General features: G+C 65.5%; 31 protein-coding genes. 8 read left to right on the forward strand and 23 right to left on the reverse strand.

Annotated features, from left to right (window positions below; translation table 11 throughout):
- Positions 1-4 precede the first annotated feature (4 nt).
- Genes NYP18_RS00605 through NYP18_RS00620 form a run of 4 tightly spaced genes read right to left on the reverse strand, consistent with a single transcriptional unit; the run spans position 5 to position 2,439 of the window.
- Positions 5-346, reverse strand: a complete 342-nt coding sequence (locus NYP18_RS00605; protein ID WP_259426197.1) for an NIPSNAP family protein — start codon at positions 344-346, stop codon at positions 5-7.
- The gene (locus tag NYP18_RS00610; protein WP_259426198.1) at positions 347-1,396 is read right to left on the reverse strand and encodes a 2-keto-3-deoxygluconate permease; all 1,050 of its coding nucleotides are present in this window, start codon (positions 1,394-1,396) and stop codon (positions 347-349) included. It lies immediately after the preceding gene.
- A 13-nt stretch (positions 1,397-1,409) separates the two neighbouring features.
- Positions 1,410-1,922, reverse strand: a complete 513-nt coding sequence (locus NYP18_RS00615) for a type II 3-dehydroquinate dehydratase (protein WP_259426199.1) — start codon at positions 1,920-1,922, stop codon at positions 1,410-1,412.
- A complete protein-coding gene (locus NYP18_RS00620) occupies positions 1,915-2,439 on the reverse strand; it encodes a type II 3-dehydroquinate dehydratase (RefSeq protein WP_259426200.1) in 525 nt (174 codons plus the stop codon). The genes NYP18_RS00615 and NYP18_RS00620 overlap by 8 nt, the downstream gene beginning before the upstream one ends.
- Before the next feature lie 145 nt (positions 2,440-2,584).
- Here NYP18_RS00620 and NYP18_RS00625 point away from each other — a divergent pair, with 145 nt between their 5' ends.
- Positions 2,585-3,337 carry an IclR family transcriptional regulator gene (locus NYP18_RS00625; protein WP_259426201.1) on the forward strand — a complete coding sequence of 251 codons (753 nt, stop codon included), beginning with the start codon at positions 2,585-2,587 and terminating at the stop codon, positions 3,335-3,337.
- An 11-nt stretch (positions 3,338-3,348) separates the two neighbouring features.
- Here NYP18_RS00625 and NYP18_RS00630 read toward each other — a convergent pair whose 3' ends face one another.
- Positions 3,349-3,564 (reverse strand): hypothetical protein, encoded by a 216-nt coding sequence (locus NYP18_RS00630; protein WP_259426202.1) that lies wholly within the window; start codon positions 3,562-3,564, stop codon positions 3,349-3,351.
- Between the two features lie 187 nt (positions 3,565-3,751).
- Here NYP18_RS00630 and NYP18_RS00635 point away from each other — a divergent pair, with 187 nt between their 5' ends.
- Positions 3,752-4,309, forward strand: coding sequence for an NADPH-dependent FMN reductase (locus NYP18_RS00635; protein WP_259426203.1), 558 nt, complete (start codon positions 3,752-3,754; stop codon positions 4,307-4,309).
- A 133-nt stretch (positions 4,310-4,442) separates the two neighbouring features.
- On the opposite strand, the gene NYP18_RS00640 is transcribed toward NYP18_RS00635, so the two are convergent.
- From NYP18_RS00640 to phnD, 5 genes are read right to left on the reverse strand one after another with little or no spacing between them, the layout of a single operon-like run.
- Positions 4,443-5,066 (reverse strand): TetR/AcrR family transcriptional regulator, encoded by a 624-nt coding sequence (locus NYP18_RS00640; protein ID WP_259426204.1) that lies wholly within the window; start codon positions 5,064-5,066, stop codon positions 4,443-4,445.
- Positions 5,063-5,848, reverse strand: a complete 786-nt coding sequence (locus NYP18_RS00645) for a tyrosine-protein phosphatase (protein ID WP_259426205.1) — start codon at positions 5,846-5,848, stop codon at positions 5,063-5,065. Before NYP18_RS00645 ends, NYP18_RS00640 begins: the two co-directional genes overlap by 4 nt.
- Entirely contained in the window at positions 5,849-6,649 is an 801-nt protein-coding gene (phnE, locus tag NYP18_RS00650; protein ID WP_259426206.1) for a phosphonate ABC transporter, permease protein PhnE, read from the reverse strand.
- Positions 6,636-7,397: a phosphonate ABC transporter ATP-binding protein gene (gene phnC / locus NYP18_RS00655; RefSeq protein WP_259426207.1), complete on the reverse strand. Its 762-nt coding sequence runs from the start codon at positions 7,395-7,397 to the stop codon at positions 6,636-6,638. The genes phnE and phnC overlap by 14 nt, the downstream gene beginning before the upstream one ends.
- A complete protein-coding gene (gene phnD, locus NYP18_RS00660) occupies positions 7,394-8,284 on the reverse strand; it encodes a phosphate/phosphite/phosphonate ABC transporter substrate-binding protein (protein ID WP_259426208.1) in 891 nt (296 codons plus the stop codon). The genes phnC and phnD overlap by 4 nt, the downstream gene beginning before the upstream one ends.
- 226 nt (positions 8,285-8,510) lie before the next feature.
- Between phnD and NYP18_RS00665 the strand changes: the two genes are divergently transcribed.
- The 3 genes from NYP18_RS00665 (at position 8,511) to NYP18_RS00675 (ending at position 10,879) form a co-directional block, all read left to right on the forward strand.
- A complete protein-coding gene (locus NYP18_RS00665; protein WP_259426209.1) occupies positions 8,511-9,167 on the forward strand; it encodes a DUF1801 domain-containing protein in 657 nt (218 codons plus the stop codon).
- A gap of 51 nt (positions 9,168-9,218) precedes the next feature.
- Entirely contained in the window at positions 9,219-9,764 is a 546-nt protein-coding gene (locus NYP18_RS00670; RefSeq protein WP_259426210.1) for a hypothetical protein, read from the forward strand.
- A gap of 347 nt (positions 9,765-10,111) precedes the next feature.
- Positions 10,112-10,879, forward strand: a complete 768-nt coding sequence (locus NYP18_RS00675) for a hypothetical protein (RefSeq protein WP_259426211.1) — start codon at positions 10,112-10,114, stop codon at positions 10,877-10,879.
- Between the two features lie 75 nt (positions 10,880-10,954).
- Here NYP18_RS00675 and NYP18_RS00680 read toward each other — a convergent pair whose 3' ends face one another.
- From NYP18_RS00680 to NYP18_RS00695, 4 genes are all read right to left on the reverse strand, one after another.
- Complete coding sequence (locus NYP18_RS00680) at positions 10,955-11,233, reverse strand: DUF1540 domain-containing protein (protein WP_259426212.1); 279 nt, start codon at positions 11,231-11,233, stop codon at positions 10,955-10,957.
- Between the two features lie 146 nt (positions 11,234-11,379).
- Positions 11,380-11,886, reverse strand: a complete 507-nt coding sequence (locus NYP18_RS00685; RefSeq protein ID WP_259426213.1) for a GNAT family N-acetyltransferase — start codon at positions 11,884-11,886, stop codon at positions 11,380-11,382.
- 10 nt (positions 11,887-11,896) lie between these two features.
- Complete coding sequence (locus tag NYP18_RS00690) at positions 11,897-12,877, reverse strand: Fic family protein (protein ID WP_259426214.1); 981 nt, start codon at positions 12,875-12,877, stop codon at positions 11,897-11,899.
- 410 nt (positions 12,878-13,287) lie between these two features.
- Positions 13,288-13,839, reverse strand: a complete 552-nt coding sequence (locus NYP18_RS00695; RefSeq protein ID WP_259426215.1) for a DNA-3-methyladenine glycosylase — start codon at positions 13,837-13,839, stop codon at positions 13,288-13,290.
- Positions 13,840-13,871: 32 nt separating this feature from the next.
- Between NYP18_RS00695 and NYP18_RS15495 the strand changes: the two genes are divergently transcribed.
- Together NYP18_RS15495 and NYP18_RS00705 are read left to right on the forward strand one after the other, a co-directional pair.
- A complete protein-coding gene (locus NYP18_RS15495; protein WP_259426216.1) occupies positions 13,872-14,453 on the forward strand; it encodes an HAD family hydrolase in 582 nt (193 codons plus the stop codon).
- On the forward strand, positions 14,450-14,962 hold the full coding sequence (locus NYP18_RS00705) for a gamma carbonic anhydrase family protein (protein WP_259426217.1): 513 nt from the start codon (positions 14,450-14,452) through the stop codon (positions 14,960-14,962). Before NYP18_RS15495 ends, NYP18_RS00705 begins: the two co-directional genes overlap by 4 nt.
- 59 nt (positions 14,963-15,021) lie before the next feature.
- On the opposite strand, the gene NYP18_RS00710 is transcribed toward NYP18_RS00705, so the two are convergent.
- The 5 genes from NYP18_RS00710 to panB all read right to left on the reverse strand — a co-directional run bounded on the left by NYP18_RS00710 (position 15,022) and on the right by panB (position 20,184).
- The gene (locus NYP18_RS00710; RefSeq protein WP_259426218.1) at positions 15,022-16,632 is read right to left on the reverse strand and encodes a tripartite tricarboxylate transporter permease; all 1,611 of its coding nucleotides are present in this window, start codon (positions 16,630-16,632) and stop codon (positions 15,022-15,024) included.
- A gap of 28 nt (positions 16,633-16,660) precedes the next feature.
- Positions 16,661-17,140, reverse strand: coding sequence for a tripartite tricarboxylate transporter TctB family protein (locus tag NYP18_RS00715; protein WP_259426219.1), 480 nt, complete (start codon positions 17,138-17,140; stop codon positions 16,661-16,663).
- A 37-nt stretch (positions 17,141-17,177) separates the two neighbouring features.
- Positions 17,178-18,152 carry a Bug family tripartite tricarboxylate transporter substrate binding protein gene (locus NYP18_RS00720; RefSeq protein WP_259426220.1) on the reverse strand — a complete coding sequence of 325 codons (975 nt, stop codon included), beginning with the start codon at positions 18,150-18,152 and terminating at the stop codon, positions 17,178-17,180.
- A 374-nt stretch (positions 18,153-18,526) separates the two neighbouring features.
- A complete protein-coding gene (gene panC / locus NYP18_RS00725) occupies positions 18,527-19,378 on the reverse strand; it encodes a pantoate--beta-alanine ligase (RefSeq protein ID WP_259426221.1) in 852 nt (283 codons plus the stop codon).
- The gene (gene panB, locus NYP18_RS00730; protein WP_259426222.1) at positions 19,375-20,184 is read right to left on the reverse strand and encodes a 3-methyl-2-oxobutanoate hydroxymethyltransferase; all 810 of its coding nucleotides are present in this window, start codon (positions 20,182-20,184) and stop codon (positions 19,375-19,377) included. Before panB ends, panC begins: the two co-directional genes overlap by 4 nt.
- 150 nt (positions 20,185-20,334) lie before the next feature.
- Between panB and NYP18_RS00735 the strand changes: the two genes are divergently transcribed.
- On the forward strand, positions 20,335-20,757 hold the full coding sequence (locus tag NYP18_RS00735; RefSeq protein ID WP_259426223.1) for a low affinity iron permease family protein: 423 nt from the start codon (positions 20,335-20,337) through the stop codon (positions 20,755-20,757).
- 8 nt (positions 20,758-20,765) lie between these two features.
- Here the strand turns inward: NYP18_RS00735 and NYP18_RS00740 are convergent, their stop codons facing one another.
- From NYP18_RS00740 to NYP18_RS00755, 4 genes are all read right to left on the reverse strand, one after another.
- On the reverse strand, positions 20,766-21,071 hold the full coding sequence (locus NYP18_RS00740; protein WP_259426224.1) for a hypothetical protein: 306 nt from the start codon (positions 21,069-21,071) through the stop codon (positions 20,766-20,768).
- A 72-nt stretch (positions 21,072-21,143) separates the two neighbouring features.
- Positions 21,144-22,181: an ROK family protein gene (locus NYP18_RS00745; protein ID WP_259426225.1), complete on the reverse strand. Its 1,038-nt coding sequence runs from the start codon at positions 22,179-22,181 to the stop codon at positions 21,144-21,146.
- An 80-nt stretch (positions 22,182-22,261) separates the two neighbouring features.
- Entirely contained in the window at positions 22,262-23,557 is a 1,296-nt protein-coding gene (locus NYP18_RS00750) for an MFS transporter (protein WP_259426226.1), read from the reverse strand.
- A 70-nt stretch (positions 23,558-23,627) separates the two neighbouring features.
- Positions 23,628-24,389 carry an NAD-dependent deacylase gene (locus NYP18_RS00755; RefSeq protein WP_259426227.1) on the reverse strand — a complete coding sequence of 254 codons (762 nt, stop codon included), beginning with the start codon at positions 24,387-24,389 and terminating at the stop codon, positions 23,628-23,630.
- Positions 24,390-24,451 lie beyond the last annotated feature (62 nt).

Consider the following 24,451-nt stretch of genomic DNA (forward strand, 5'->3'; position numbering starts at 1 on the left):
TCCTCTAGTTGTTTCCGATGGGGGAGAAGGAGGTCGGGTACATGATCCGGTTCTCCATCGTCATGATCATGGGGCGGATCTTCTCCAGGCAGCCCTGCCACTGTTCGTTGGCGGCCAGTTCCGCCCGGCGGCGCCGGCGGTCCTCCATGTCGGAGTAGCGCCACAGGTGCACGAGCTGGTTCTGGGTGCCCAGTTCAGTGACGAAGTAGCCGAGGAAACCGCCGAGGATGGGTTTCTGCACGGACAGACCCTCCCGCTCGTAGATCTCCAGGTACTCGTCGATCTTCGCGCCCGTCTGGAGGACGTAGATCCGCTCCTCGATGATGCAGTCGTAGTTCAGTGCCATCTAGTTTTCTCCGATTCCGCTGGTGGCCGGTTCTTTCTTCCGGTGGATGCGGTCCTCGTAGAAGGCCTCCTCGTTCTCCGGGGACACACCACGGCTGCGCTGCCATTTCGCCACGGCACTGACCAGGAAGGGCACGATCAGGGCGGTGACCACCACCGATGCCGCCACCTGCGTGGTGGCCACATCCAGGACAGCCGCGTAGCTGGGATCAGCTGCCGCCACCGCCACGGGGGTGGCGATGGCGTTGCCGGCGGTGGTTGCCTCACAGGCGCCGCCGACGACGTTGCGGGTCGGTTTCGGGTGGCGGCGCAGCACGTGCCACAGGTAGAGGGACAGCATGGCCATGCCACCGGAGAGGATGATGGTGAACAGACCCAGGACCAGTCCCGGTGCGCCGGAGGTGAAGATCACCTGGAAGTCGATGCCTGTACCCAGGGCGAAGGCGGCGAAGGGGATGATCAGTCTCTCGCCGGGCCCGAGGAAGTTCCGGGCGATCTCGCTGGTGTTGCCCAGGATCATGCCGAAGAGGATGGGGAAGATCACGGCGACCAATGCCATCAGCGGGAAATCCGCCAGTCCCGCCACGCCGAGGGCGATGAGGGTGAGGAAGGGTCCGTCGTTGAGCGAGAGGACAGAGACAGCGCCTTTGTCGGTCTTGTTGCCGAACTCGCCGGTCAGCGCGACGTACAGAGCGCCGTTGGAGTTGGACATGGCGGCGATGACCGCCAACGGGACCAACCCCATGAAGGAGCCGTCCGGGGTGAGGAAAGCAATCGCGAGGCCGACGGCCAGGGCCGCGGTGTATTTGCCGATGAGCATCACCGCGCCCTTCTCCAGTGCGGTGACCGCGGACTTGAACTGGATCTGGGAGCCCATACACACGAAGAACAGGGCGATGAGGACTACCGCGCCGTCCTTGAACAGAGCGGTGGTGAAACTGCCGATCTCCAGGGCCTGTGGGAAGACGGTGTTGAAGATCGCCCCGAGGAAGAGGGGGACGATCATGAGGGCGCCGGGGATCCTGCCTATGGCGCGGAGGACGTTATCCATGATGGTTTTTCCTTCAGGAGGAGGTGAGGTGCTGCTCGTCGAGGTACAGGGTCAGTCCCACCAGGGAGGAGAGGTAGCTCTGGTGGCGCAGACCCATCACCAGGCTCTGCGCCTGGCTGGTCAGCCCGGATTCCAGCCGGATGTGCGGGGAGGACTGGGCGAAGTGGCGGACGGTGTTGGCGAAGTGGGTCTCGGCATAGGGTTTGCCGGACATCTCGAAGGCCTGGCGCATCCCCTCGGCGTAAGTCTGCAGGCCGGCCGGATTGACCATCCAGCCGTCCACCTCGTCGGCATGCTCGTGGATCCAGTCGATGATCTCGCCGTCCTGGTTGGAGACCAGGGAGATGATCTTCACACCGAGGCGTTCACCCCAGCTGCGGTTCATCCCGTCCAGCTCGGCCCAGGAGATGGAGCCGTACTTGCTGGGGTCGCGCTTGCCCAGTTGGGACATGTTCGGTCCGTCGATGATGCCGATGGTCCATTCGCGGTCAGTGAGGCGGATGGCGCCGCCGTTCCAATTACGCATCGGTGCCCTCCCCGGTGGCCTGGGCGGCGCGCTCGTCGAGAAGATCGACCAGGCCGATGAGGGCTGCGGTGTAAGAGTGCTGGCCGAAGCCGGAGACCACACCGGTGGCCGAGGCGGTGATCTTCGATTCGAGGCGGATGTGCGGGGAGACGCGGGCGAAGTGCTTGACCGTGTTGAAGAAGTGGACCTCGACGTAGGGCTTGCGGGTCTCCTCCAGCGCGTGGCGCAGTCCCTCGCTGTAGGAGGTGAGGCTGCCCGGGTTGACGATGATGCCGTCGACGTCGCCGGCGTTGGCGTGGAGCCACTCGAGGAGCTTGCCCTCGTAGTTGGAGGCGAAGTGGATGATCTCCACCTCGAGGAGGCCGCCGACCTTGTTGACCAGGTGGTCTAGTTCGTCCCAGCTGCCCAGCGTGTGGTCGCGGTGACCGCGTTCGCGGCCGATGTTGGCGATGTTGGGGCCGTCGAGGACGGCGATGCGCCACTTGGCGGCCGGGTTGTTCTTGTCGATTCGGGACATGGGGTGATCCTCCGGGGGATTCATTATGTGAGCTGGATTACCTCTGGGGTGGCTCAATAATGGCACTTTCGGCAAAAAAGTGGGAACTTTAGATCTTTTTCCCGTTATGTGGGAAACTATGGGGGTGGCAAAAAATCTCACCTCCGTGACCAATGCAGTCCGCATCCTTCGCCTCCTTGGCGCCCGCGAGGGCCGCCTCGGTGTATCCGACATCGCCGAGAAGCTGAATCTGAGCACGTCAACCACCCACCGCGTGCTCTCGACCCTGCACACCGGCGGACTCGTGGAACGCCGGAACTCACCCATCCGCTACGGCCTGGCCCCGGGGGTGGCCATCTCCCCCGACCGGGATGAGGGCGAGCGGCTGGCAGAGCTGGCGACGCCGGTGATGACCCGGCTTAAGGACGTAGTGAATTCGACTATCCACATCCTCTTCATGGCCGGCGACCACCTGGAGTTCCTCGCCGCCGTCGAATCGGACGCCATGATGCGGGTGACCTCCCGCCTGGGCAGGCAGGTGCCCGCACATCTGGGTGCCGCAGGTAAGGTGCTCCTGGCGCTGGGGGCCACGGACGTGGGGGAGCGACTGTGCCGGGAGGAGACGCTCTACAGCCCCACCGGCCGAGGTCCCCAGACCGGTGCGGAGTTGCGCGAGGAGCTGGATCTGGTGCGTCGGCTCGGCTACGGGCGCAACCTCTCCGAATCAGAGATCGGGATGTACTCGATCGCCCTGCCGCTGCGCGGCTACGACGGCAGGGTCACCTACTCGCTGACCATCGCCGGCCCGATGTCCATCGCGGAACCGGCGCCCGATGGTGAGCTCTCCGAAGTGGAGCAGCACTACCTGGAGAACCTGCAGGCCGCCGCCGATGAGATTGAGGCGCTGCTCGGCCTCTGAGCGTGGCGGGGCTACTGTGCTCCGTTGATCTGGAGATAGTGGTCGATGAACGGGGTGAAGGAGGTCCACACCTCCGCACTCATCCTCGCCGGCTCCGTCAGAGCATTTCCGCCCATCCCGCCGATGAGACCGGTGACAAGAAAAATGGTGATCGGCAGCGCGGAGAGTTGGGCGGCCCCTTCGAAGAGGAAGGAGTAGATGTCGGGCGGAATAAGATTCAGGTCCATGGGGGAATTCCTTCAGCGGCGGCGGGGTGGGGTGCACCGGGGATGCTAGTGGAGTGGCGGCCTCCCGGCAGGGCCACGGCCCCGACGAAGCGGTGGAAAAGAACGTAGCGTGGATCACCAGGACGGTTCTGCATGGGCCCGTCCCGGAGGAACCGTCACATCCACACAATCTCCAGGAGTGATAACCATGACCCGTATCGCCATCGTCGTCGGCAGCACCCGACCCAACCGCAACGCCCGTGACGTCGCCGAGTGGGTGCACCAGAACGCACCCCAGGGCGGGGATGCTGAATATGAACTCGTCGACATCGCCGACTTCAACCTGCCGCTTCTCGACGAACCCATGCCGCCGGCCATGGGGCAGTACGAGAACGAGCACACGAAGGTCTGGGCTGAGAAGGTCGCCTCCTTCGACGGCTACATCTTCGTCACCCCCGAGTACAACCACTCCGTGCCCGCCGCCCTGAAGAACGCCGTGGACTACCTCTACGCCGAGTGGAACAACAAGGCCATCGGTTTCGTCAGCTACGGTTCTGCCGGCGGTACCCGCGCGGTCGAGGCTTGGCGCCTGATCGCCGCCGAGCTGCAGATGGCTGACGTGCGTGCCCAGGTATTCCTGTCCTTCAGCACCGACTTCAACGGAATGACGGAGTTCGCCCCCACTGACGGTGCGACCGGCGCCCTGCAGGGTGTGTTCGAGCAGGTTGCCGCCTGGGCGAAGGCGTTGGAGCCGCTGCGCGCCTGAGGGCTGCCGACGGACCTGCGCAATATCTGACGTCTCGGGGGTGGGGTCGCGCGCAAAAGCCCTGCTCAACGGCTCTCGCTTGACGTGTCAAGGTCAGATATTGCGCGCCCCTCCACACCCCACCACACCTCCCTCACCCCTCCCCAGGACCGGGTCGGCGCACCATTCCCTGCCACACGATATCCACCGCCGCCCGAAGTCGCGCGGTCACCGCCGGGCCCTCCAGGGTGATCCCGCGGGCGACGAACTGGTAGTAGGCCACGCCGGAAAGCAGGTCGAGGGTGGCCTCAACGTCGAGGTCCGCGCGTAGGATCCCGTCCTTGATGCCCTGGCGCAGTAGTTCGGCGACCGGGGTACGGCGGCGGTGGACGTGAGAGCGCCAGTACTGCTGCTGCAGGTCCGGGTCGAGGATGTTGAGGTGGATGCGGCGCCGGATCATCCGCTCGGTGTCGGAGGCGTGGTTGTCGGTGCCGGCGTAGGTTTCCACGAGGGCGTCGTAGAGATCCAGGTCCTTGCGGACCCGGATAGGGTGGCGTCCGTGGTCGAGGGCGTCTGCGAGCACCGCGTCGAGGGAGGGCCAGCGTCGGTAGATCGCGGCCCGGGCCACGCCGCTGCGTTCCACGAGGTGGCGGACGGTGATGGGCCAGGTCTCCTCCTGGAGCAGCTCGGTTGCCGCCTGGAGGACCTGTTCACGTTTCTCCGGGTCGCGGGGCCGTCCGGGGGAGCGGCGGACGGAGGTTTCCGATGTTCCGGTCAACGTGTGATCAACCGTTCCCGCAGGGCGGAGACGAGTTCCCCGTCGACACCGGTCTCCCGCAGCTGGCTGTTGAGCCCGCCGTAGCGTTCGTGGAGGACCCGCAGCATGGTGCGCATCGCTGATTCCGGAGCGGACAGCAGGACCGAATCCAGTGGCACGGACATCGCCTGCCCGCCTACGGCGATCTCGGCGAGCTGGCTGATGCGGTCGAGTACCTGCGGCATCACCGCATTGGTACGCACATAATCGGCGACAATGGCCTCATCGTCCGCACCCAGCAGGGAGAGCAGGCAGGCGGCGAAAACGCCGGTACGGTCCTTGCCGGCCACGCAGTGGAACACGGCTGGCCCGGGAGTGTCGGCGATGGCCTCCAGACCGCCGCGGATGCCGGCCCCGTGGGTTTCCACAAGTGAGACGTACCAGTGGCCCATGAGTTCCGGGGCGGCGGGATCGTCGGGGTGCTGACTGATCACCTCCGCGAGCGCGGCGGACCCCGGTATGCCGGGATCATCGGTCAGGGGCTGGTGCAGGTAGGTGATGTCGGTGTTGCCGAGCGGCCCGCGGCCGGTGTAGGCGGCCTCCTGCAGGGAACGCAGGTCGACGATCAGTCTGGTGCCGGCCTCGGACAGGGCGCGGGCGCCGTTTTCATCGATGAAGGAGAGGTCATCGCCGCGGCCGAGGAGACCGGGGGTGACCAGGCCGTCGCTGACGGGGATGCTGCCCAGGTCGCGGAAGTTGGCCAGGGGACGCAGCCGAAGTGGGGGTCGTGTGGTTCTGAACATTTATCTCACTTTGTGACGGATGACCGCGCTGATGCGGTCGATGACGGTCACCAGCACGATGATGCTGATGATGATGGCGAAGAGGTGGCCGTAGTCGTAGAGGCGCATGGCGGTGGTCAGTTCCATGCCGATGCCGCCTGCACCCACAAGTCCGAGGATGGTGGCGCCGCGGACATTGCCCTCGAAGAGCAGCAGTGTGTAGCTGATGAGCATCGGTGCGGCCTGGGGGAGGACGGCCCAGGTGATGACCTGGCGTCGCGACGCTCCTGTGGAGGTCACTGCCTCGACCGGGCCTTCGTCCACCGCCTCCATCGCCTCCGCGAAGACCTTGCCGATGGAGCCGACCGAACCGAGCGTCAGAGCGAGGATCCCGGCGAAAGGCCCCAGTCCCACGGCGGAGACGAAGACCAGGGCGTAGATCAGGTCCGGCACTGACCGCAGGGTGTTGAGCAGGAGGCGGGTCAGCGCGTACAACCACCGTGGGGCGATGGTGGAGGTGGCTCCGAAGGCGATGATCAGGGAGAGGACTGCGCCGAGGAAGGTACCCAGCACCGCCATCTGCAGGGTCTCCCGCAGCAGCCCGAGAATGAGGGGCAGGCGGTCGAAGTCCGGCGGCCACAACCGGGCGAGGAAATCCCCGATGCGCGGGAGCCCGTCGATGAGCTCGCTGATGCTGAATCCGGATCCCCGCCAGCTCCAGCCGATCGCCGCCAGACCGAGGATGACCGCCGCCAGCCCTGCCGGTCCCGGGGCCTGGAGGGGACGGCTGAGACGGGTCCGCTCCTGTTCACTGAGCATCATGCACCTCCGGGACCGGCTGGTAGAGGCGGGTGAGGGCGGCGTCGTCAAGCTGGTGGACCCGGCTGTCGATGATGACGCGGCCGTGCCGCAGTCCGATGATCCGGTCCGCGTGCGCGCGGGCCAGGTCGACGGCGTGCAGGCTCATGAGCACCGGGATGCCGCGCTCGGCGGCGACCTCCCGCAGCAGGGCGAGAACCGAGCCCGCCAGCTGCGGATCCAGGGAGGAGACCGGTTCATCGGCGAGCAGCAGCCGCGGATCCTGCATGAGGGCGCGCGCGATGGCCACCCGCTGCTGCTGACCGCCCGAGAGTGTGCGGCAGCGGTCGCGTGCCCGTTTCTCCAGCCCGACGCGTTCCAGCAGGGCGAGCGCCTTCGCACGCTGCGCCGTGGAGAACATCCCCAACAGGTTCACCGCCCCGGCCTCGTGGAGACCACCGGTGAGCACGTTGGTCAGGCAGGAGAGATTCGGGACGAGGTGGTGATGCTGAAAGACGTACCCGACGTCCGAGCGCAGCTCCCGCAGTTGCCCGCCGCGCAGCTTATCGACGTCCCGTCCCACCACCGCCAGCTCATCCGCGACGGCCGGCACCATCCGGGTCAGGGCACGCAGCAGGGTGGATTTCCCCGAGCCGGAGGGGCCCAGCAGGGCCACCACCTCCCCGGCGTGGACGTCCAGATCCACGGCCTCGAGGGCGGTGTCGCCGCCGAAACGCACCGTGAGCCCGCGGGCACGGACCACCGCGGTCACCGGATATCCGCCAGCTCCACGCCGGCCTCGCGCGCGATCCGCAGGACCGGCGCATAGACCGATTTGTCCGGGTTGATCCGGTAGGACTCCGCGCCGCCGTAGAGGGAGGCCAGGTCCTCGTCCGCCATCAGGGCTTCAGGCAGGTGCCCGGTGAGCTGGCGGCGGGTGTTCTCATCGACTTCCGCGGAGACCACAACGGATATCCCCAGCGGAAGAGGTGCGGTCTCTGCCACCTGCCGGTAACTGCCCTCAGCCAGCAGGCCCCCCTCAATGTAGGTCGGGACCAGCTGACGGGCCGTGCAGGCCATGTCGACGGTGCCGTTGAGCATCGCCAGGACCGCGGCCTCGTGGCTGCCGGCAAAGGTTGCGGTGTAGTCCCGGCCCTCGGTGTAACCGTGTCTGACGAGCAGGGATTTCGGCAGGAAGTGCCCGCTGGTGGAGGCGGGGTCGACGAAGGCAATCTGGCCGCCCGCAAAATCGTCGAGATCATGGATGTCACTGTCTGCCCGGACGAAACACAGGGAGGCCGGCCCCTCCTCCTGGTCCCAGACGATGATGGGGGTGACGGAACCGTTCTCATAGGCCAGCGCCGTGGCGAACTGGCTGGTCATGGCCACGTCGGTGAAACCGGAGCGCACCGATTCCACGACCGCCATGTAGTCGGCCGGCTCCTGGACCTCCACTTCCCGGCCCGTGGCCGCCGCAACCAGTTCCGCGACGACCGCCGACCGTTCAGCGAGGGTGGGGTCGTCGGTGCTCGGGGGCAGGGCGAAGGTGAGGGGCGCCGTCGTGGGGTCGGTGGGGGTCTGGGTGACTGCACAACCGCTGAGCAGAGCAGACGCCGTCAGCAGTGCTACCCCGAGGAAGGGAAGAACCGTTTTACCCATGGATCACTCCCTTCCTTTCCGGGGGACAAGGTGACCTGACCTGACCAGGGTTGCATATAAATACGAGATCGGGGGTAACGAAAGGTAATTATGGATGAACTTACCGTGAACTGCAGGAAAAGCGGCCCTTGGCCCCGCAGTTTTCCTGACATCATGCGTGGGGTCAATCACGGAGCGGGTTTTCCGGGGGCCTGGCTCACGCCTGTGCAGGCGTAGGATCTCACCCATGGGTACCTCCTACGAATCCCTCCCGGGCGTTCCCGCCCCCGCCCGCAGGGCACTGGCTGCGGCGGGTCACCCCGACCTGGAATCCCTCCACGGCATCGCCTGGCCGGAGCTGCTTGAGCTGCACGGCGTGGGCAGGCGGGGCCTGGAACGCCTGCAGGCCGCGCTCCTGGAACGGGGCCTGTCGATGGCGGATGTCCCCGGACCGGAGGGCCGGGAGGCGGGTTTCACGCTGGGGCACACGGGCGTGAACGCCGCGGACATCAGGACACATGCCACCGACCAGTCCCCGGCACAGTATGTCGAGGAACTCGATACCCCGCGGCGGGTGGAGCACGGCCGACTGCTGCTGGAGATCTTCCGCCGCGCCACCGGTGAGGAACCGGTCATGTGGGGGCCGTCCATGATCGGTTACGGTCAGATGCACTACCGCTACGCCACCGGGCGTGAGGGGGACACCTTCCGCGTGGGATTCAGCCCGCGCAAGGCGAAACTCGCCCTCTACGGACTGCCGCAGGGGGAGGGTTTCCTCAGTCGGCTGGGAAAGCACACGGCCGGCAGCTCCTGCATCTACGTGAACAAGCCGGAGGACATCGACCTGGCGGTGCTCGAGGAGATGATCCGGGCGGCCTGGGTCACCGGGGCAGGGGAGTGCTGAACTCCGGTTAGTCTGGAGGCGGAACGCGCACCGACCTGCGGAGGAGCAGAGATGACCACCGAAACTTTCCTGAGCGCCGAGAGCCTGGCCCGGCTGAGCGAACTCACCGGGCAGCAGCTCCTGGCCTACGGCAGCGACCTCGAACTCGATGACCGTGTCGGCGCCTTCGGGGCCTGGCTGCAGTTCGAGCAGGGGTGGGTCGGGATTGAGTTCGTGGAGCAGGTCATCGATTTCCCCGAGGGCGAGCGCGTCGAATCCGTGCTCACCGTCCATCCGCTCACTGGCCTTGATCCGGGTGGGGACCCCTATCCGCTGGCGGGGACCATCGCCGCGGTCACACGTATCCAGGATCGTGTCGCGCAGATCAACAAGCTCGAGGACACCGTGGACTGGGAGTGGTGGCGTGATTCCGGCGTGCGCATCGTGCTGGATTCGGGGCAGGAACTGCTCCTCCACTGCCCCTCACCGGTGGTCGTCGAGGTGCGGATGCGGGAGGGCCCGACCGGCACCCTGCAGCCGGGTCAGCCGGGGCGTGTCTACCAGGAGGGGGAGAAGCGTCGTTATGAGTACGCGAACCGGGAGGTCGCGGTGCCCTGATCCCGGGGGCGAGTTTCCGGATGATCGGGCGCGGACGGAAGCCGATGTCCGGAATCTGGCCGAAAAAGCCGTTTCAACGTCGGCGGGGTCGGGGTCGCGGAGGGATGCCGGATGGTGGGATGCAGCTGGGAAACGGCGCATTCGGGGTATGTGTCTGAGGTCTCGGCAGGCTGCTGAAAGTGGCTGTGGGAACATGTCCGGTCATGCACTTTTGTGGTGCATACCACTCGTTCATGCCTCTACCCTGGGAAAAGGCCGGGGATAACCCCTGGAAAATATGCGTTGATACTTCTTGACCGTCCACTAAGCCTAGGCTAAGTTAGGCGTACCTCAATCAAGGAGTGAGCATGATCAGCAAGACCACGTACGGCGAGAACCTCGCCCGCCGCATCATCACCGGCGCCGGAGCACTGACTCTGGTGCCGTACCGTGTCGACCCCACCATGGCGGTCTCCGCCCTGGCACACGGCCTCGATGACAGCGGGCGTTTCGTCGTGATCTGCTCTGCTGAGGACGCCGATTTCATGGGCGATGCCGAGATCCGTCTCGACGGCGTGAAGAAGGCGCTGGAGTTCACCGTCGACATCACCGTCGCCAGCCTCCACGCTCTGGCACGTGTCGAGTGGCAGGACAGCGCCGCAACCCCGACGACCCTCGGTTTCGAACCCGGCCCCCATCTGCGCGTCGGTGTCATCGAGGTGGAGACGGTGCTTCTCCACGGCCCGCACGGCGTGACCAAGTGCGCTGCGGACGAACTGCTTGCCACCGCGGAGATCAGTGAACTGAACTCCCGGGAAATCGACGCCCGTGATGAGATCGCCCGCCTCTCGGACGTGCAGCTGTCGACCCTGCTCTCCGGCGCGCTGGTGGGCATGGCCCCGGGCCTCCTGCTCTCCGAGTCGGAGCTGGGCGGCTGCTCCGCACCGGCGGGCGACAACCTGTGGGTGGTCGACGTCGACCACTCCGGCGTCGCCCTGCTGAAGATGATCGACGGCCGCATGACCACCGTCCTGGTGACCTTCCCGGAACCGGTCATGACCATCGCAGACCTGGCCGGGGCCGTGGATGCCCTCGCCGTCCACACCTCGGTCCGGCACGCGTCTCCGCGTATCTGAGAAGCCGGTAACCGAGGAACGCGCGGAACCCCTTCAGGGGGTTCCGCGCGTTCTTGTCTATCGCGTACGGTTTTCTCAGCGCGGCGCGTAAGTGGCGCAGAGGGCCATGTCGCCGCTGATGTCTACTCCTCCAGCGGTACACATGAGGTCTGCGTTGTGCCTGCAGTCCAGACGCTGGCAGGCGCCCACGTGGGCGTCCGGGGACCGCATTCCGGCGCGCAGGTCGATGGTGTTGATGGTGCCGCAGGCCGGCTGGTCGGCGCCACCGACGGTGATGGCGAAGGCCGTGCAGCCGTCGTTGTTGAAGGCGCAGGCGGTGGCGGTACAGGAAGCGATCTTGGCGACAGTGGACATGGTGCGAGTCTCCTTGCGTTGTGGTTGTGTTTCGAGAGTCTTCGCGTATCTGATATTTTCGAGTATAAGTGCCCTGAGCTGCACAAACAACCAAGGTTAGGCTTAACTGCGGACTAGAATCCATGCCCTGCAGAGGTAAGGGGTGGTCACCGGCTGAATGCCTCGTGATAGAGGACGGTGCCGGAGGGGACGGCGGCGTCGGCAAGCGCCAGGGCGCGGACGAACTGCCGGTCCATGCCCGGCCACACCAGCTCCGGCACATCCGCGAAACCGAAACGCTCGAGGAAGGTCGCATCTCCCACAGCGACCACACCGCCGGCGCCCATCGCGCGCAATTCCGTCAGCGCACGTTCCAGGATCAGTGAGCCGATGCCCTCGCCCTGGCGCTCCGGGGCCACGCTGATCGGGCCCACGGCGTACCAGTTCGCCGTCCCGCCGCTGATCTCCACCGGCGACACCGCGATGTGCCCCACCACCGCCGGCCCCTTGACCGCCATGAAGGAGAGCGTGAGGGCGTCCGCGTCGCGGAGCTTCTCGACGATCTCGGCCTCCCGCTGCCGCGAATAAGGCTTGTCCACGAACGCGCGCGACGTGAGTCCCCTGATCGCGGGAATATCAGCTTCAGCCTCCCGGCGAATGGTGAAGGTATCCATAAGCCGTATTCTACGTCGTCAGTACTGGTGGTTCTTGTTCAGTCAGTCCGAGGAGTAGGCGCCCCTTCGTGGTCAGGGTGAACCGTAGCGGCCTTTTTGTGATGGTTGCAATGAGTTCCTGTTTCTCCAGACCGGTCAGGTAGCGGCGAGAGTGTGGAGAGGACAAGTCCAGGTACTCTGCGATTTCGTCCAATTTTGTGCCGCTGCCGGTACCGAAGAGGTCGACCTGCCCGAGCAGAAACAGAATCCTGAAGCCATGTTCGGAGAGCCCATGGCCCGGTGCATCCTGTAGATCCTGCAGCTTTTCTGTGAGACCTTTGAGCAGATACTCACGGGCTGAGAGATCTTCTTCCAGCTGGCCCTGTGCCTCAAAGATCAGCCTGAGCAGGGCTAATGCAAAGGGGGTGCCGTCGCCTCTGTTCAGGTGCTCCTCTACATCGGTGAAGGCCCGGTAGTAGGTTTTACGGTCTTCATGCAGCACCCGAGAGAGGGTCAGAGCTGTGGGGGAGGAGAGTAGCCGACTTAAACGTAGGCCGAGTAGATATCGGCCCGTTCTGCCGTTGCCGTCATAAAAAGGGTGGACGGCTTCAAACATAAAATGGGACATAATCGCGCACACCAATGGGGGCGAGGCTTTGTCTGACATTGCCTGCAGTGTTGCCTCCAGGCCTCGCAGGATCTTTTCCTCCGGATGGAAACCCCGGTGCAGCGATCTCCCGGCGGCATCCGTGATGTCTACTGATCCCGCCCGAAACAGCTCTCCATCCAGCAGGTCGTCAGCAGAGAGTTCACCGTCCATGACGTTGTCGTAGATTCCCCGGATATCTGCGGGAGATTCCGGCACTTTTCCCTTTCCCTCGCCGAGCGTGAGGTACAGGTGAGAGAGCTCCCGGAAGCGACGGTGCCAGGGAGAGCTCCGATTCTCTTCGGCCAGTGCATCCTGGATCTGCTGACGGGTGAAGGTGACTCCTTCGATGGCATTGGTGAACATGACTTCATCGAGTAGGAGAGCGCGGACATAGTGCGTGCTCCGAGGGGGAGGTGCAGCCACTTTGACTGGATCGTGAGCTCCCGGGAGTAGATCTTCTCGACGAGTGAGGTTATCTCCGGCGTGATGAGGCAGAACAAGGAGTGGTCCCCCACGGGGAAGTCCCAGTGCAGTGCGGACTCGGAGCGGGTCCGCGCCTCAAACAGTTGGTCGGCTGCGGATTTGGTCTGGGCGTGGAAGACTTTTTTCAGCGTGAGGGAGGACATGTGGTCATATTCTCCAACTTCTCAGATCGCCCGTTCATGATCAGTTTCCTCGTCAGTTACGGCATCTTATTTAGCATAATCGGCGAAAATGTCGAATAAGGAGATCCTAGTTGGATCTAAATCTACGTTTCTCCCTCGAATGACAAATTAGCGCTGCTTCGGCCGCCCCCTCCGCGCGGAGACAGTGCGGTCACCAGGGATCCAGAAGCGCAGCGGGGCATCGACGTTCTTGGAGATCCCCACCCGCGGTCCCGCTACCCATTCCGGTGCCTCCGCCGGCCGCTCCAACGAGACTGGCGTGCCGTTGTCCGCCAGCGACAGGCCGAGTGCCTTGCCCAGGTTGCCGGGCCCGGAGGCCAGCTTCTCGAAGGCCACGTCGCCACGACGGTGCCGGGCTGTGTCGACGCCGTCGAGGACCTCCCCGGCACGCATGAGGCACCCCTGTCCGACGCCCTCAGGTGCGCAGACGATGTTGCCTGCCATGTGGATTCCGTAGGAGAGGTAGACGTAGAGCCTCCCGGGTGGCCCGAACATGGCGGCGTTGCGGGGGGTGGGTCCGCGGTAGGTGTGGGCTGCCTCGTCCTCGGCACCGAGGTAGGCCTCGACCTCGGTCAGGCGGAGGGAGACACCGTTCATCGTCACCACGCAACCGAGGAGTTGGGGTGCGACATGGTCTGCTGGTGCGGTGAAATCGATCATGGCTCCCCACTCTATTTGCGTAGGGTGGGCATATGAGTGCTCTGCTGTTTGACCTCTACGGGGTGTTGCTGAAAGAGCGGACCGATGCCGGTCGGCGGCGCGTGGAGCTTGCCGTGGGTGGGGACGCGCGTATCTGGCCCGTCTACGATGATCTCCGTCCGGCCTATGATTCCGGCAATGTCGGGGATGAGCGTTTCTGGCGCCAGCTGCAGGTCCGTGCGGGCCTGGCGCCTTTTGACATCGTGGAGGCGGTGGAGGCCGACTGGGAGACCTCGATGGCGGAGGATCCGGGGATGGTCGCCTATGCGCTCTCGCTTGTTGACGCCCACTACTGCTGCGGCATCCTCTCCAACGTCCCCGCTGGTCTGGCGAAACGCGCCCGCGCCGAGCACGGGTGGTTCGACAGGTTCGAGGCGGTGACGATGTCCTGCGACATCGGCCTGGTCAAACCCGATCCCCGCGCCTTCGCGGTGGCCCTGGATGCGATGGGTGTCAGCGCGAAGGAGACGGTGTTCTTCGATGCCGATCCGCGCAATGTCCGGGCCGCCGAGGAATTCGGACTACGGTCGGTGCTGTTCACCGGCCCCGATTCCGTGAAGGAGATTCTGCAGTGATCATCGAGTTCGAGGGGAAGACCCCGAGGATCCACCCGAGTGCCTGGATCGCCCCGACGGCGGTGATCATCGGTGACGTGGAGATCGGCCCGGATTCCTCCGTCTTCTACGGCAGCGTGCTGCGTGGCGACGTCAACGCCATCCGCATCGGCGCCCGCACCAACATCCAGGACAATTCCGTCCTCCACGTCGACGGGGACGCCCCCTGCATCCTCGGCGACGACGTCACCGTCGGCCACATGGCACTGGTCCACGGCACGACAGTGGGCGACGGCACCCTCGTCGGCATGAAGTCCTCGCTGCTCTCACGTTCCGTCATCGGCTCCGGTGCTCTCATCGCCGCCGGCGCCGTCGTGCTGGAGGACATGGAGATCCCCGACCGTGTCCTGGCCGCCGGCGTGCCGGCGAAGATCCGCCGCGAGCTCTCGGAGGAGCAGTCCGCCGGCTTCATCCCGCACGCCGGCCGCTATGTCGACTTGGCCAAGCGGCATAACGCTGCGCTGAACTGATGGGAAAAGCCCGGCCCCGATGACGGGAATCATCGGGGCCGGGCTCACTGAGGTCAGGGTCACCTACTGAGAGGAGAATTGTCCTTCTCTTCGACCATGGATTGGTCGGAGTCTGCTGTGATCTCAGCGCTAACGGTCGGGGTGGCCTCGACGGTGGTGTCGCGGACCTCCTCGCGGATCTCCTGGACGGTCTTCCGCTGGCTGCGGGTCATGAGGTAAAGACCCAACGCCGCAGCACCGAGAACGCCCAGGATGATGAGGGTGATGGGACGTTCGACAAAGATCATCAGCGATCCATCGCCCATGGTCAGTGAGGTACGGAAGTTACTCTCGATGATGGCTCCGAGGATGAAGGCCAAGATGATGGGCGTCATGTCGAAGCGGAACTTCTTGAGCAGGTAGCCGACCACACCGAAGATTGCGGCCATGTACACGTCCATGAGGGAGCTGCGCGATGCGTAGACACCGCAGAAGGCGATGACGAGGACGATGGGGAAGAGGATTCCCACCGGTACCTTGAGGATCTTGGTGAACAGGCCGATGAGCGGCAGGTTGAAGGCCAGGAGGATGATATTGCCGATGTACATCGAGGCGATCACACCCCAGAAGACCTCCGGGTGACTGTTGACCATGTTGGGACCCGGTGTCACGTTGTGCATGACCAGCGCGCCGAACAACAGGGCTAGCGTCGGGTTCGGCGGCAGGCCGAGGGTCAGCAGCGGAATGAACGCGGAACTGGAGGAGGCGTTGTCCGCCGTTTCCGTGGCCGCCAGGCCATCCATCGCACCCTTGCCGTACATCTCCGGGTTCTTGGAGACCTTCTTCTGTACGCCGTAGGCAACGATCGAGGAGATCGATCCACCGCCGCCGGGGATGATGCCGATGAGGAAGCCGATGATCGAGGAACGGCCGATCGGCCCACTCTGTTCCTTGACGGCCTTGAAACTGGGGGTGCCACGGACATTCGTCGTGCGCGGGTCCAGTCCGCGGATCTTCGCCTCGGTGAGGAAGAGGATTTCGCCGATACCGAACAGACCGACGGCCAGCGGGATGACCTGGATGCCGGCGGCGAACTCGTTGCTGCCGAAGGAGAAGCGCGGCTGCCCGGTCTCGAGGTCGAAGCCGATGGTGGCCAGCAGGAGACCGACGACCACCATGGACAGGACCTTGACCTTGGAACCGGAGCCGATCAGCGCGGCCATCAGCAGGCCGGCCATGGCCAGGACAACTGTCTCCGGCGGGCCGATGCGTCCGGCCCATGTGGCGATCATCGGGGCGAGGAAGGTCAGGCCGATCAGGGCGACGGTGCCGCCGATGAAAGAACTGATGGCGGTCAGTCCGAGGGCAGGGCCGGCCTGTCCCTTGCGGGCCAGAGGATAACCCTCGAGGGTGGTGATGACCGACGATGCATCGCCGGGAACGTTGAGGAGGATCGCGGGGATGCGACCGCCGTACATGGCTCCGTAGTAGATGCCGGCCAGCATGATGATCGCTGACGTCGGATCCATGTTGAAGGTGATGGGGAGGAGGATTGCGATTGCTGCGGAGGCACCGAGGCCGGGCAGGAGTCCGATGATGGTTCCGAGGGCCACCCCGAGGGTGACGAAAAGGAGGTTCATCGGATCCGCGGCGACGCTGAAGCCGCCCGCTAATCCAGTGAGAAGATCCATGATGTTTCCGTGTTCTTTCTCTGTGTGCCTAGATCGGGCGGAGGGGCAGGCTGAGGCCGTAGCTGAACAGGGCGTACAGGGCGGTCACGACGACTGCCGCCAAGACGACGGACTTGATGAGGTTCAGGGTGCTGTCAAAGTAGAAGAGCACCACGAGCGTGAGCATTGCCGGAATGAGGAAGCCGATGTAGTTGTACATCACGGGCAGGAGGAAGATGCCTCCTCCGTACAGCAGCAGTTTTGCCTTCGAGGCCTGCTCGGAGGGGACGATGGAATCCCGGCCGAAGGCTGCGATGGCCACAGCTGCGATGATTCCGGTAATGATGAGGAGGCGTGGCCACAGGCCGGGGCCGGGGCTGGCGAATGAGCCGAACTCCAGCGGCAGGGAGGCGATGCCGAACACCGCGAAGAAGATCAGCAGGGCTACGCCCCCGATCTGGTCGCAGTAGCGGTAGAGCCCGTGGCGACGTCTGTTTTCAGTGATTCCGGTTTCGACCTGGGTAGTCACCGCAGCTCACATCCTTTCGTTGAGTCCGGCAAGCGGACTACTGGAGATCTCCGGCGAGTTCCTCGACCTGGATCCAGTCCTCGCGGACCTGGTCGCCCGGGGTGTAGCTCGGGGCGATGATTTCTGCGCCGACACGCTCGATGACGTCCGGGTCCTCAATGCAGGTCTCCAGGGCACCGCTCAGCGCCGTCTTTACCTCGTCGGGGACACCGTGGGGCGCGATCAGCGCGGAGGGCAGCATCGCCATTGGCAGGATGTCGCCGTAGCCCTCATCCTCGAAGGTGGGGACCTCCTGGAGGAACTGGTAATCGTCGGTGCCCGAGTGGGACAGGGCCTTGACGTCGCCATTCTCGATCTGGGGGAGGACCTCAGCGGAGACAGTGGTCACGCCGACCGCGTAGTCGTCGTTGGCCACGCCCCGCAGGATCTCGATGGCGGAGTCGGTCTGGACGAGCTCGAGCTGGGTGCCTTCGGTGCTGTTGAGCTGGCGTGCGAACAGGGCCTGGAGGGAGTTGGCGCCGGGGGTGACGGTCACGACGCTCTCATCCTGCGCGGCTTCAACGAGCTCGCTGAGGGTGTCGTAGGGGGCGTCCTTCGAGGTGATGATGAGCATGGGCGGATTGGAGACGTAGCCGAAGTAGTCGAAGGAGGCGGCTGTGTAGTTGACCGTGTCGACGACCCCCGGGGTCAGGGCGACGGGGCCAACCGGGCTGATGCCGATGGTGTAGCCGTCCGGTGTGGCATTGGCGACCTCGGCGGTGCCGATGGTCCCGGCGGCGCCGGACTTGTTCTGCACGAGGATGCGCTGGCCGAGTTCGTCCTCCATGCACTGGGTCACGCTGCGGGCGATGGTATCGAGGTTGCCGCCGGCGTCGTAGGGGACGGTCAGGTTGATGGTCTTGGTGGGGTAGTCGCCGGAGGCCTGCTCGTCGGAGGACGACGAGCAGGCGGCGAGGGCACCTATGGTCACCAGGGCGAGGGGGAGGGCTGCGTAGCGGGTGATACGGCGCATGGTCTCTTCTTTCGGATAAAGGGGTGGCGGTAAGCGCTGAGCGGCCTGGAAACATGATGACTACCGCTGTGAATGGCAGGTTATTATGACAATGTCTGTGCGTAAAGTCACTTTCATGGCTGGGGGTAGCTTGTTTCATAAATTCACCAAATTAGGTGATGCGGAAACTAATAAATAATGAATAAAATACGTGTGTCATCGGGATTCTCTCCGGCCACGCCGGTTTCCCCACATTTAGAGATTGCAAAATATTGCAGAACGGGGGTGGGTAGGGTGGCTGACACCGTGGATGGGCAGCTGCTCAACGCAGAAGAAGGTCGGAGCAGGCATTCCCTGTGCCTGCTCCGACCTTCCCTATCGGATGGATTGCTGCGTCAGCGCTTGACCGGCACCAGCCGCACGTTGTCGATGAGCCGGGTGCCGCCGACGTGGATCGCGGCGACGGCCAGCGCGCCGTCACCGACCTCCTCCACGGGGAGCAGGGTGGCGGGGTCGACGACCTCGAGGTGGTCGAGTTCCACGCCTTCGGCCGTGCGCAGGACCCGGCGGGCGCCCTCGATGTCCAGCGGTACGCCGGCTGCCGCGCGTTCATGGAGCTCGGTAAGCACGCGGGGCAGGACCAGGGCCTGCTCGCGGGCCTCCGCAGTCAGGTGCTGGTTGCGGGAGGACTCGGCCAGGCCGTCCTCGCCACGGATGATGGGTACCGGGCGAACGGCCACGGGGAAGTCCAGGTCGGCGACCATGCGCTGGATGATGGCCAGCTGCTGGGCGTCCTTCTCCCCGAAATAGGCGCGGTCAGGCTGGGTGAGCTGGAGGAGTTTGGCCACGACGGTGGTCACGCCGTCGAAATGCCCCGGTCGGGAGGCGCCTTCGAGGCGTTCGCCCATCTCACCGGAGCGGACCCACACCTGCGGCAGACCGTCGGGGTACATTTCAGCCTCGGTGGGGGCGAAGACGATATCGACACCCAGGTTCTCCAGGAGTGTGAAGTCAGCGTCCAGGTCGCGCGGGTAGTTGCGGAAGTCCTCGCAGTCGCCGAGGTCGGCGAACTGCAGGGGGTTGACGAAGATGCTCACCACGACGGAGGTGTTCTCCTGCGCGGCGAGGGAGACCAGGCGGGCGTGGCCCTCGTGGAGCGCACCCATGGTGGGCACGAGGCCGACGGAACCCGGCAGGTCGGCGATGGCGGAACGCAGCTGCGTGACGGAACGGGCGAGGACGGTCATTTTTTATCCTCGAAGGACTCGGCCTCGTTGGGGAAGTCGCCGGACTCGACGTCGGCGAGGTAGGTGCGGGCGGCGTCGAGAAGCACAGAACCCACGTCGGCGTATTTCCGGGCGAAACGCGGGGTGCGGCCCCGGGTGAGTCCGAAGGCGTCGGTCCACACGAGCACCTGGCCGTCGGTGCCGTTGCCGGCGCCGATGCCGATCGTCGGGATCGCCAGCTCACGGCTGATCTCGGCGGCGATGGCGGCGGGCACCATCTCCAGGACGACGGAGAAGGCGCCGGCCTCCTGCACGACGAGGGCGTCCGCGCGCAGCTTCGCGGCGGCGTCGCCGCGGCCCTGGACGACGTAACCGCCGAGGGTGTGCTCGGACTGCGGGGTGTAGCCGATGTGGCCCATGACGGGGATGCCGGCGTCGACGAGCGCGCGGATCGTCGGGGCGATCTCCACACCGCCCTCGATCTTCACACCCGCGATGCCGGTCTGCTTCATGAAGCGCACGGCCGTTTCCAGTGCCTGGGCGGGGGAGGCCTCATAGGAACCGAAGGGCAGATCGGAGACGACGAAGGCGCGCTCGGTGGCACCCGCCACGGCGGTGGCCATGGTCATCATCTCCTCGACGGTGATCGACAGGGTCGAGTCCTGGCCGAGGATGACGTTCGCGGCGGAATCGCCGACAAGGAGCAGGTCGATGCCTGCCTCGTCGAAGATTGCGGCCGTGGGGGCGTCATAGGCGGTCAGGCAGGAGATCTTCCGGCCCTCGGCCTTGGCCTGGGCGAAATGGCGGGTACGCATCCGGGAAACCATGGGTCATGAGTATAGGCCGTGACAGGGCGGAGGATGTCACTGGCAGAAGAAAGGGCTGAGCACGGAAAAGCGCGTCCGGGAGGAACGGTAGTGTAGGTGTGATTAATTCATGATCGCTTATCTGTTTGTCTGCTCTGCCAGGAGATCCCCATGCCCAATCACCCCACCCCCAGCCGCGCCCGGGAGACCTTCACCCGCTTCACCACCGCCACCGCCGATTACCTCGGCAGGCCCGGGGTGTTCGTCGTGGCGGTCATCGCCATCCTCGCCTGGGCCGCCAGTGGCCCGGTGCTGGGGTTCTCCGACACCTGGCAGCTGATCATCAACACCGGCACCACCCTGGTGACCTTCCTGATGGTGTTCATCATCCAGAACACCCAGAACCGCGACAGTGCGGCGCTGCATCTCAAGCTCGACATCCTCATGCGTGAGCACAACATCACCGATCCGGTGGTCTATGACGCGGAAAACCGTGGTGAAGCCGAACTCGAGGAACTCAACGAGCAGATCACCCCGCCCCACGATCCGGTCTCCCAGCGCGCCGGCGCTTCCTTCCCGGCCAAGGGGCTGTGAGGAAACAGCTACAGAGAAGGCCCGCCCTCTCCCTCCCACCGGTTCAGGGAGGCGATCTTCTGGGTGTTGTACCGGCGCCGGACGCCGCAACCGTGCTCATCGTCTTCCGGGAGGAATTCGGCCCCCAACTCCTCCAGGATCTCCCGCAGATGATTCTGCTGGGAGTCATCCAGCTCCCTCCGGCTCCTCTCGAAGTCCTCGACCGCCTCAGTTCCGAGGCCGGATTTCAACCCGAGGGTTTTCTTGGAGATGCGCAGCAGGATGCGGGCGGCACGGGACTGGTCGGGGTGGAGGATCGGTTGTTCAGTGTTCATGGGGCCAGTATGACAAAAACCCGCGCCGACGGGGCGCGGGAGGCCTGTTCGGGTGCAACCTAACGGAGCCCCTCAGGCGTACAGCGCCAGCGGTTCGCGCAGCGTCTGGTCGAGCGCCACGGCGCGGGCGATGGCGCGCACGACCTCCCGGTGCGTGGGGATCAACCGCAGCTGGACCTCCGGCAGCCGGGAGCGGACCTCCGCGGCGAAGAGCTTCGGTGCGGCGGGGTCGTCGATGAAGGCGGAACCGGCCACGACGATGGTGGAGGGGTCGTGCGCCCGGGCTACCTCGGTGGTCAGTTCGGCGAGGCGGCAGGCGCGGGCGTCGAGAAGCGGGCGGGCGTCCGTGTCCTCGACCGCGGAGCTGATGGAGGACCAGCGATCCCCCAGGACGCCTGCGGTGGTCAGCTCGCGGGCCTGGAGCGGCAGGTCGAGCTGGGCGACACCCTCGTCGTCGGCGACGGCGGCACCGATCGAGTCGTCGGCGAACAGTGCCATGGTGCCGGTGAGCAGGCCGGCGGACTGGATCTCGGAACCGAGGATCGCCGGCACCGCCGCGGAGACCACCACCGGCACGGAGAACTGGTAGCGCAGGCGGCCGGCGAAGTCGACACCGTGCCAGCCGAGGTTGGGGGCGTCGACGATACCGTCGTCGGTGACCCGTCCGGAGGTGGTCACCCCCACGGAGGCCAGCGGACGTTCCAGTCCGGCGGTGAGCCGGTTGAGGCCGGCCATGACGTGCTCGATGAAGTCGGATTCGGTCAGCTCGGCGACGGGGGTGGGTACCTCGGCGTCGCGGATGGTCCGGCCGCGCGTGTCAAAGAGGCCGATGTAGGTCGTGGATGTACCCACGGCGATGCCGGCGTGGAGGGCCGGGTGGTTGGTCAGCTCGAGCGGAATCGTGGGCCGGCCGCGGCCCTGGGAGCGGGTGAGGTCGGTGCGCTCATGCACGAGGCCTGCGCCGATGAGCGCGGCGATGGCGCGTGTGATGGTGGGCTGGGACAGGCCGGTCGCCTCGACGAGCTCACTGCGGGTGACGATCTGGTTCACCCGGACCAGGTGGAGACACTTCGCCGCCGGAGTGCGGGGACGGGAGAAGACGGTGGCCATGCCGGGATAGTACAACTATTCAGACAGCGCTGTCTAATTATCCAGAATCTAAATAGACAGCTCAGTTCGTGGTGGGGGCGTCAGTTCGTCGGGTCCTGGTCCTCGATGTGCCGCGGCACCGGTTTCCGGTAACGGGTGAAACTGGGCACGAACACGGCACACGCGAGCGTGCCGACGACCACCAGCACACCGCCCAGCAGGGTCGCCAGCCCCACGCCGACAGGCGCCGCCGCCCAGCCGTGCAGGACATCCGCCAACCGGGGGCCACCCACCACCACGACGATGTACACCCCCTGGATGCGCCCCTGCACGTGCTCGGCGGCCGCCTGCTGGAGGATCGCGGTGCGCAGGCTCGCGGAGAACATGTCCGCGGCCCCACCCAGGACCAGCATGAGGATGACCAGCCACGCCCACACCGTCACCGCGCCGGGGCTGGCCATCACGGCCACACCCGCCACGATCACGGCCACGCCCCAGACCATGATGCACACGATCACGGACAGCCCCTGGCGCACCACCCGCGAGATCCAGCCCGAGATCAGCCCGCCGAGCACCGCGCCGACAGCCATGGAGGAATAGAGGAGGGCGAGCATGATGCCGCCCTCGTCCGCCTCACCGAAGCTCACGGCGGCGATCTCCGGATAGAGGGCGCGCGGCATGCCGAAGGTCATGGCGATCAGGTCGAGCAGCATCGCCACCATGAGGATCGGCTGCCCCCGCAGGTAGCTCAGGCCGTCGAGAACCGAACGGATGCCGGCGCGGATGGCCTCCTTCTTCGGCGGCAGGGCCGGCAGGGCGAGGACCGCGCCCAGCGTCGGGATCAGTAGTGCCGCATCCAGCGCATACAGCCAGGAGAAGCCGATGAAGGGGATGAGCGCGCCGGCGACCAGCGGGCCGACGATGGCGCCGAACTGCATGAGCATCATGTTCAGGCTGGCGCCGGCGGGCAACTGCTCGAGCGGCAGGATCGACCGGAACACAGCCGTGCGCGTCGGCTGGTTCACCGCGAAGAAGGCCTGCTGCAGCGAGAAGGTCAGCAGCAGCCACCAGACGTTGGTGTTTCCGGCGGCCGTCAGGCCCCAGAAGGCCAGGGCGGTGAGGATCATGCCGAACGTGGAGGCGGTGAGCACCTTCCGCTTGTCGAAGCTGTCCGCGATCGACCCGCCGTAGAGCCCGAAGACAACCAGCGGCACCAGTCCGAACAGTCCCGTCAGGCCGACATAGGCGGAGGATCCGGTGATGGAGTAGATCTGGGCGGGCACGGCCACCACCGTGAGCTGGGCGCCGATGGTGGTGGCGATGTTCGCGGTCCACAGCCGCCGGTAGGCGGGTACCTGGAGGGGACGGGTGTCGGCGAAGAAGTCACGGATGCTCACGATGGGGAATGCTAGCCCCTGAGCAGGGATTACTGACCGAGGACTCTGCGCAGGTCCCGGTTCCCACTGCTCAGAGCGTGAGTTCCAGGACCAGCTCGGGGAGGCCGCGGGCGGCGGTGTTGCGCCAGGAGACGTCCGCCATGCTGCTCAGTTCGGTCTCCTCCGGGGAGATCTCGAGGATCTTCGCCCCGGCCTGCTTGGCCACCAGGGGCAGGCCGGCCGCCGGCTGCACCACGCCGGAGGTGCCGATGATGACCACGAGGTCCGTCTGGCGCATCCGTTCCTCGGCCCGTTCCCATTCCTCCTGGGGGAGGTTCTCACCGAACCAGACGACGCCAGGGCGGATGAGGTTCTCACACTGCGGGCAGGTGGGCGGGGTCTGGCGGGCGACAGGCTCGGTGGGGTAGTCGATCCTGCCGCGCCAGGGACGCGAGCAGATGGTGCAGCGGTAGTCGAAGAGGGAACCGTGGAGGTGGACAACATCGCTGGTGCCTGCGCGCTCGTGGAGGTCGTCGATGTTCTGGGTGGTCACCCCCACCGAGGCACCCGGCAGGCTGGCCCAGTCGGCGATCGCCCGGTGCCCGGCATTGGGCTCGGCGTTGCGGCATACGCTGGCGCGCCACAGATACCAGGCCCACATGGGCTCGGGGTCGCGTGCCCAGGAGTCGATGGAGGCGAAGGCCGCGGGATCCACTTTCGTCCACAGGCCCGTCTGCGCATCACGGAAGGTGTCGAGCCCGGATTCGGCGGACATACCGGCCCCGGTGAAGACCTCCACCCGCCCGGCGTCGCGGACGAGGTTGAGGGCATCAGCGTATTGTTCGGTCCTCATGACTCACACGCTACCTGCTCGGGCCGGACGGAAAATGGGATTAGTGGCGCCACCCCCGCTAC

Source organism: Corynebacterium lemuris (assembly GCF_024919295.1).
GTDB classification, from domain to species: domain Bacteria; phylum Actinomycetota; class Actinomycetes; order Mycobacteriales; family Mycobacteriaceae; genus Corynebacterium; species Corynebacterium lemuris.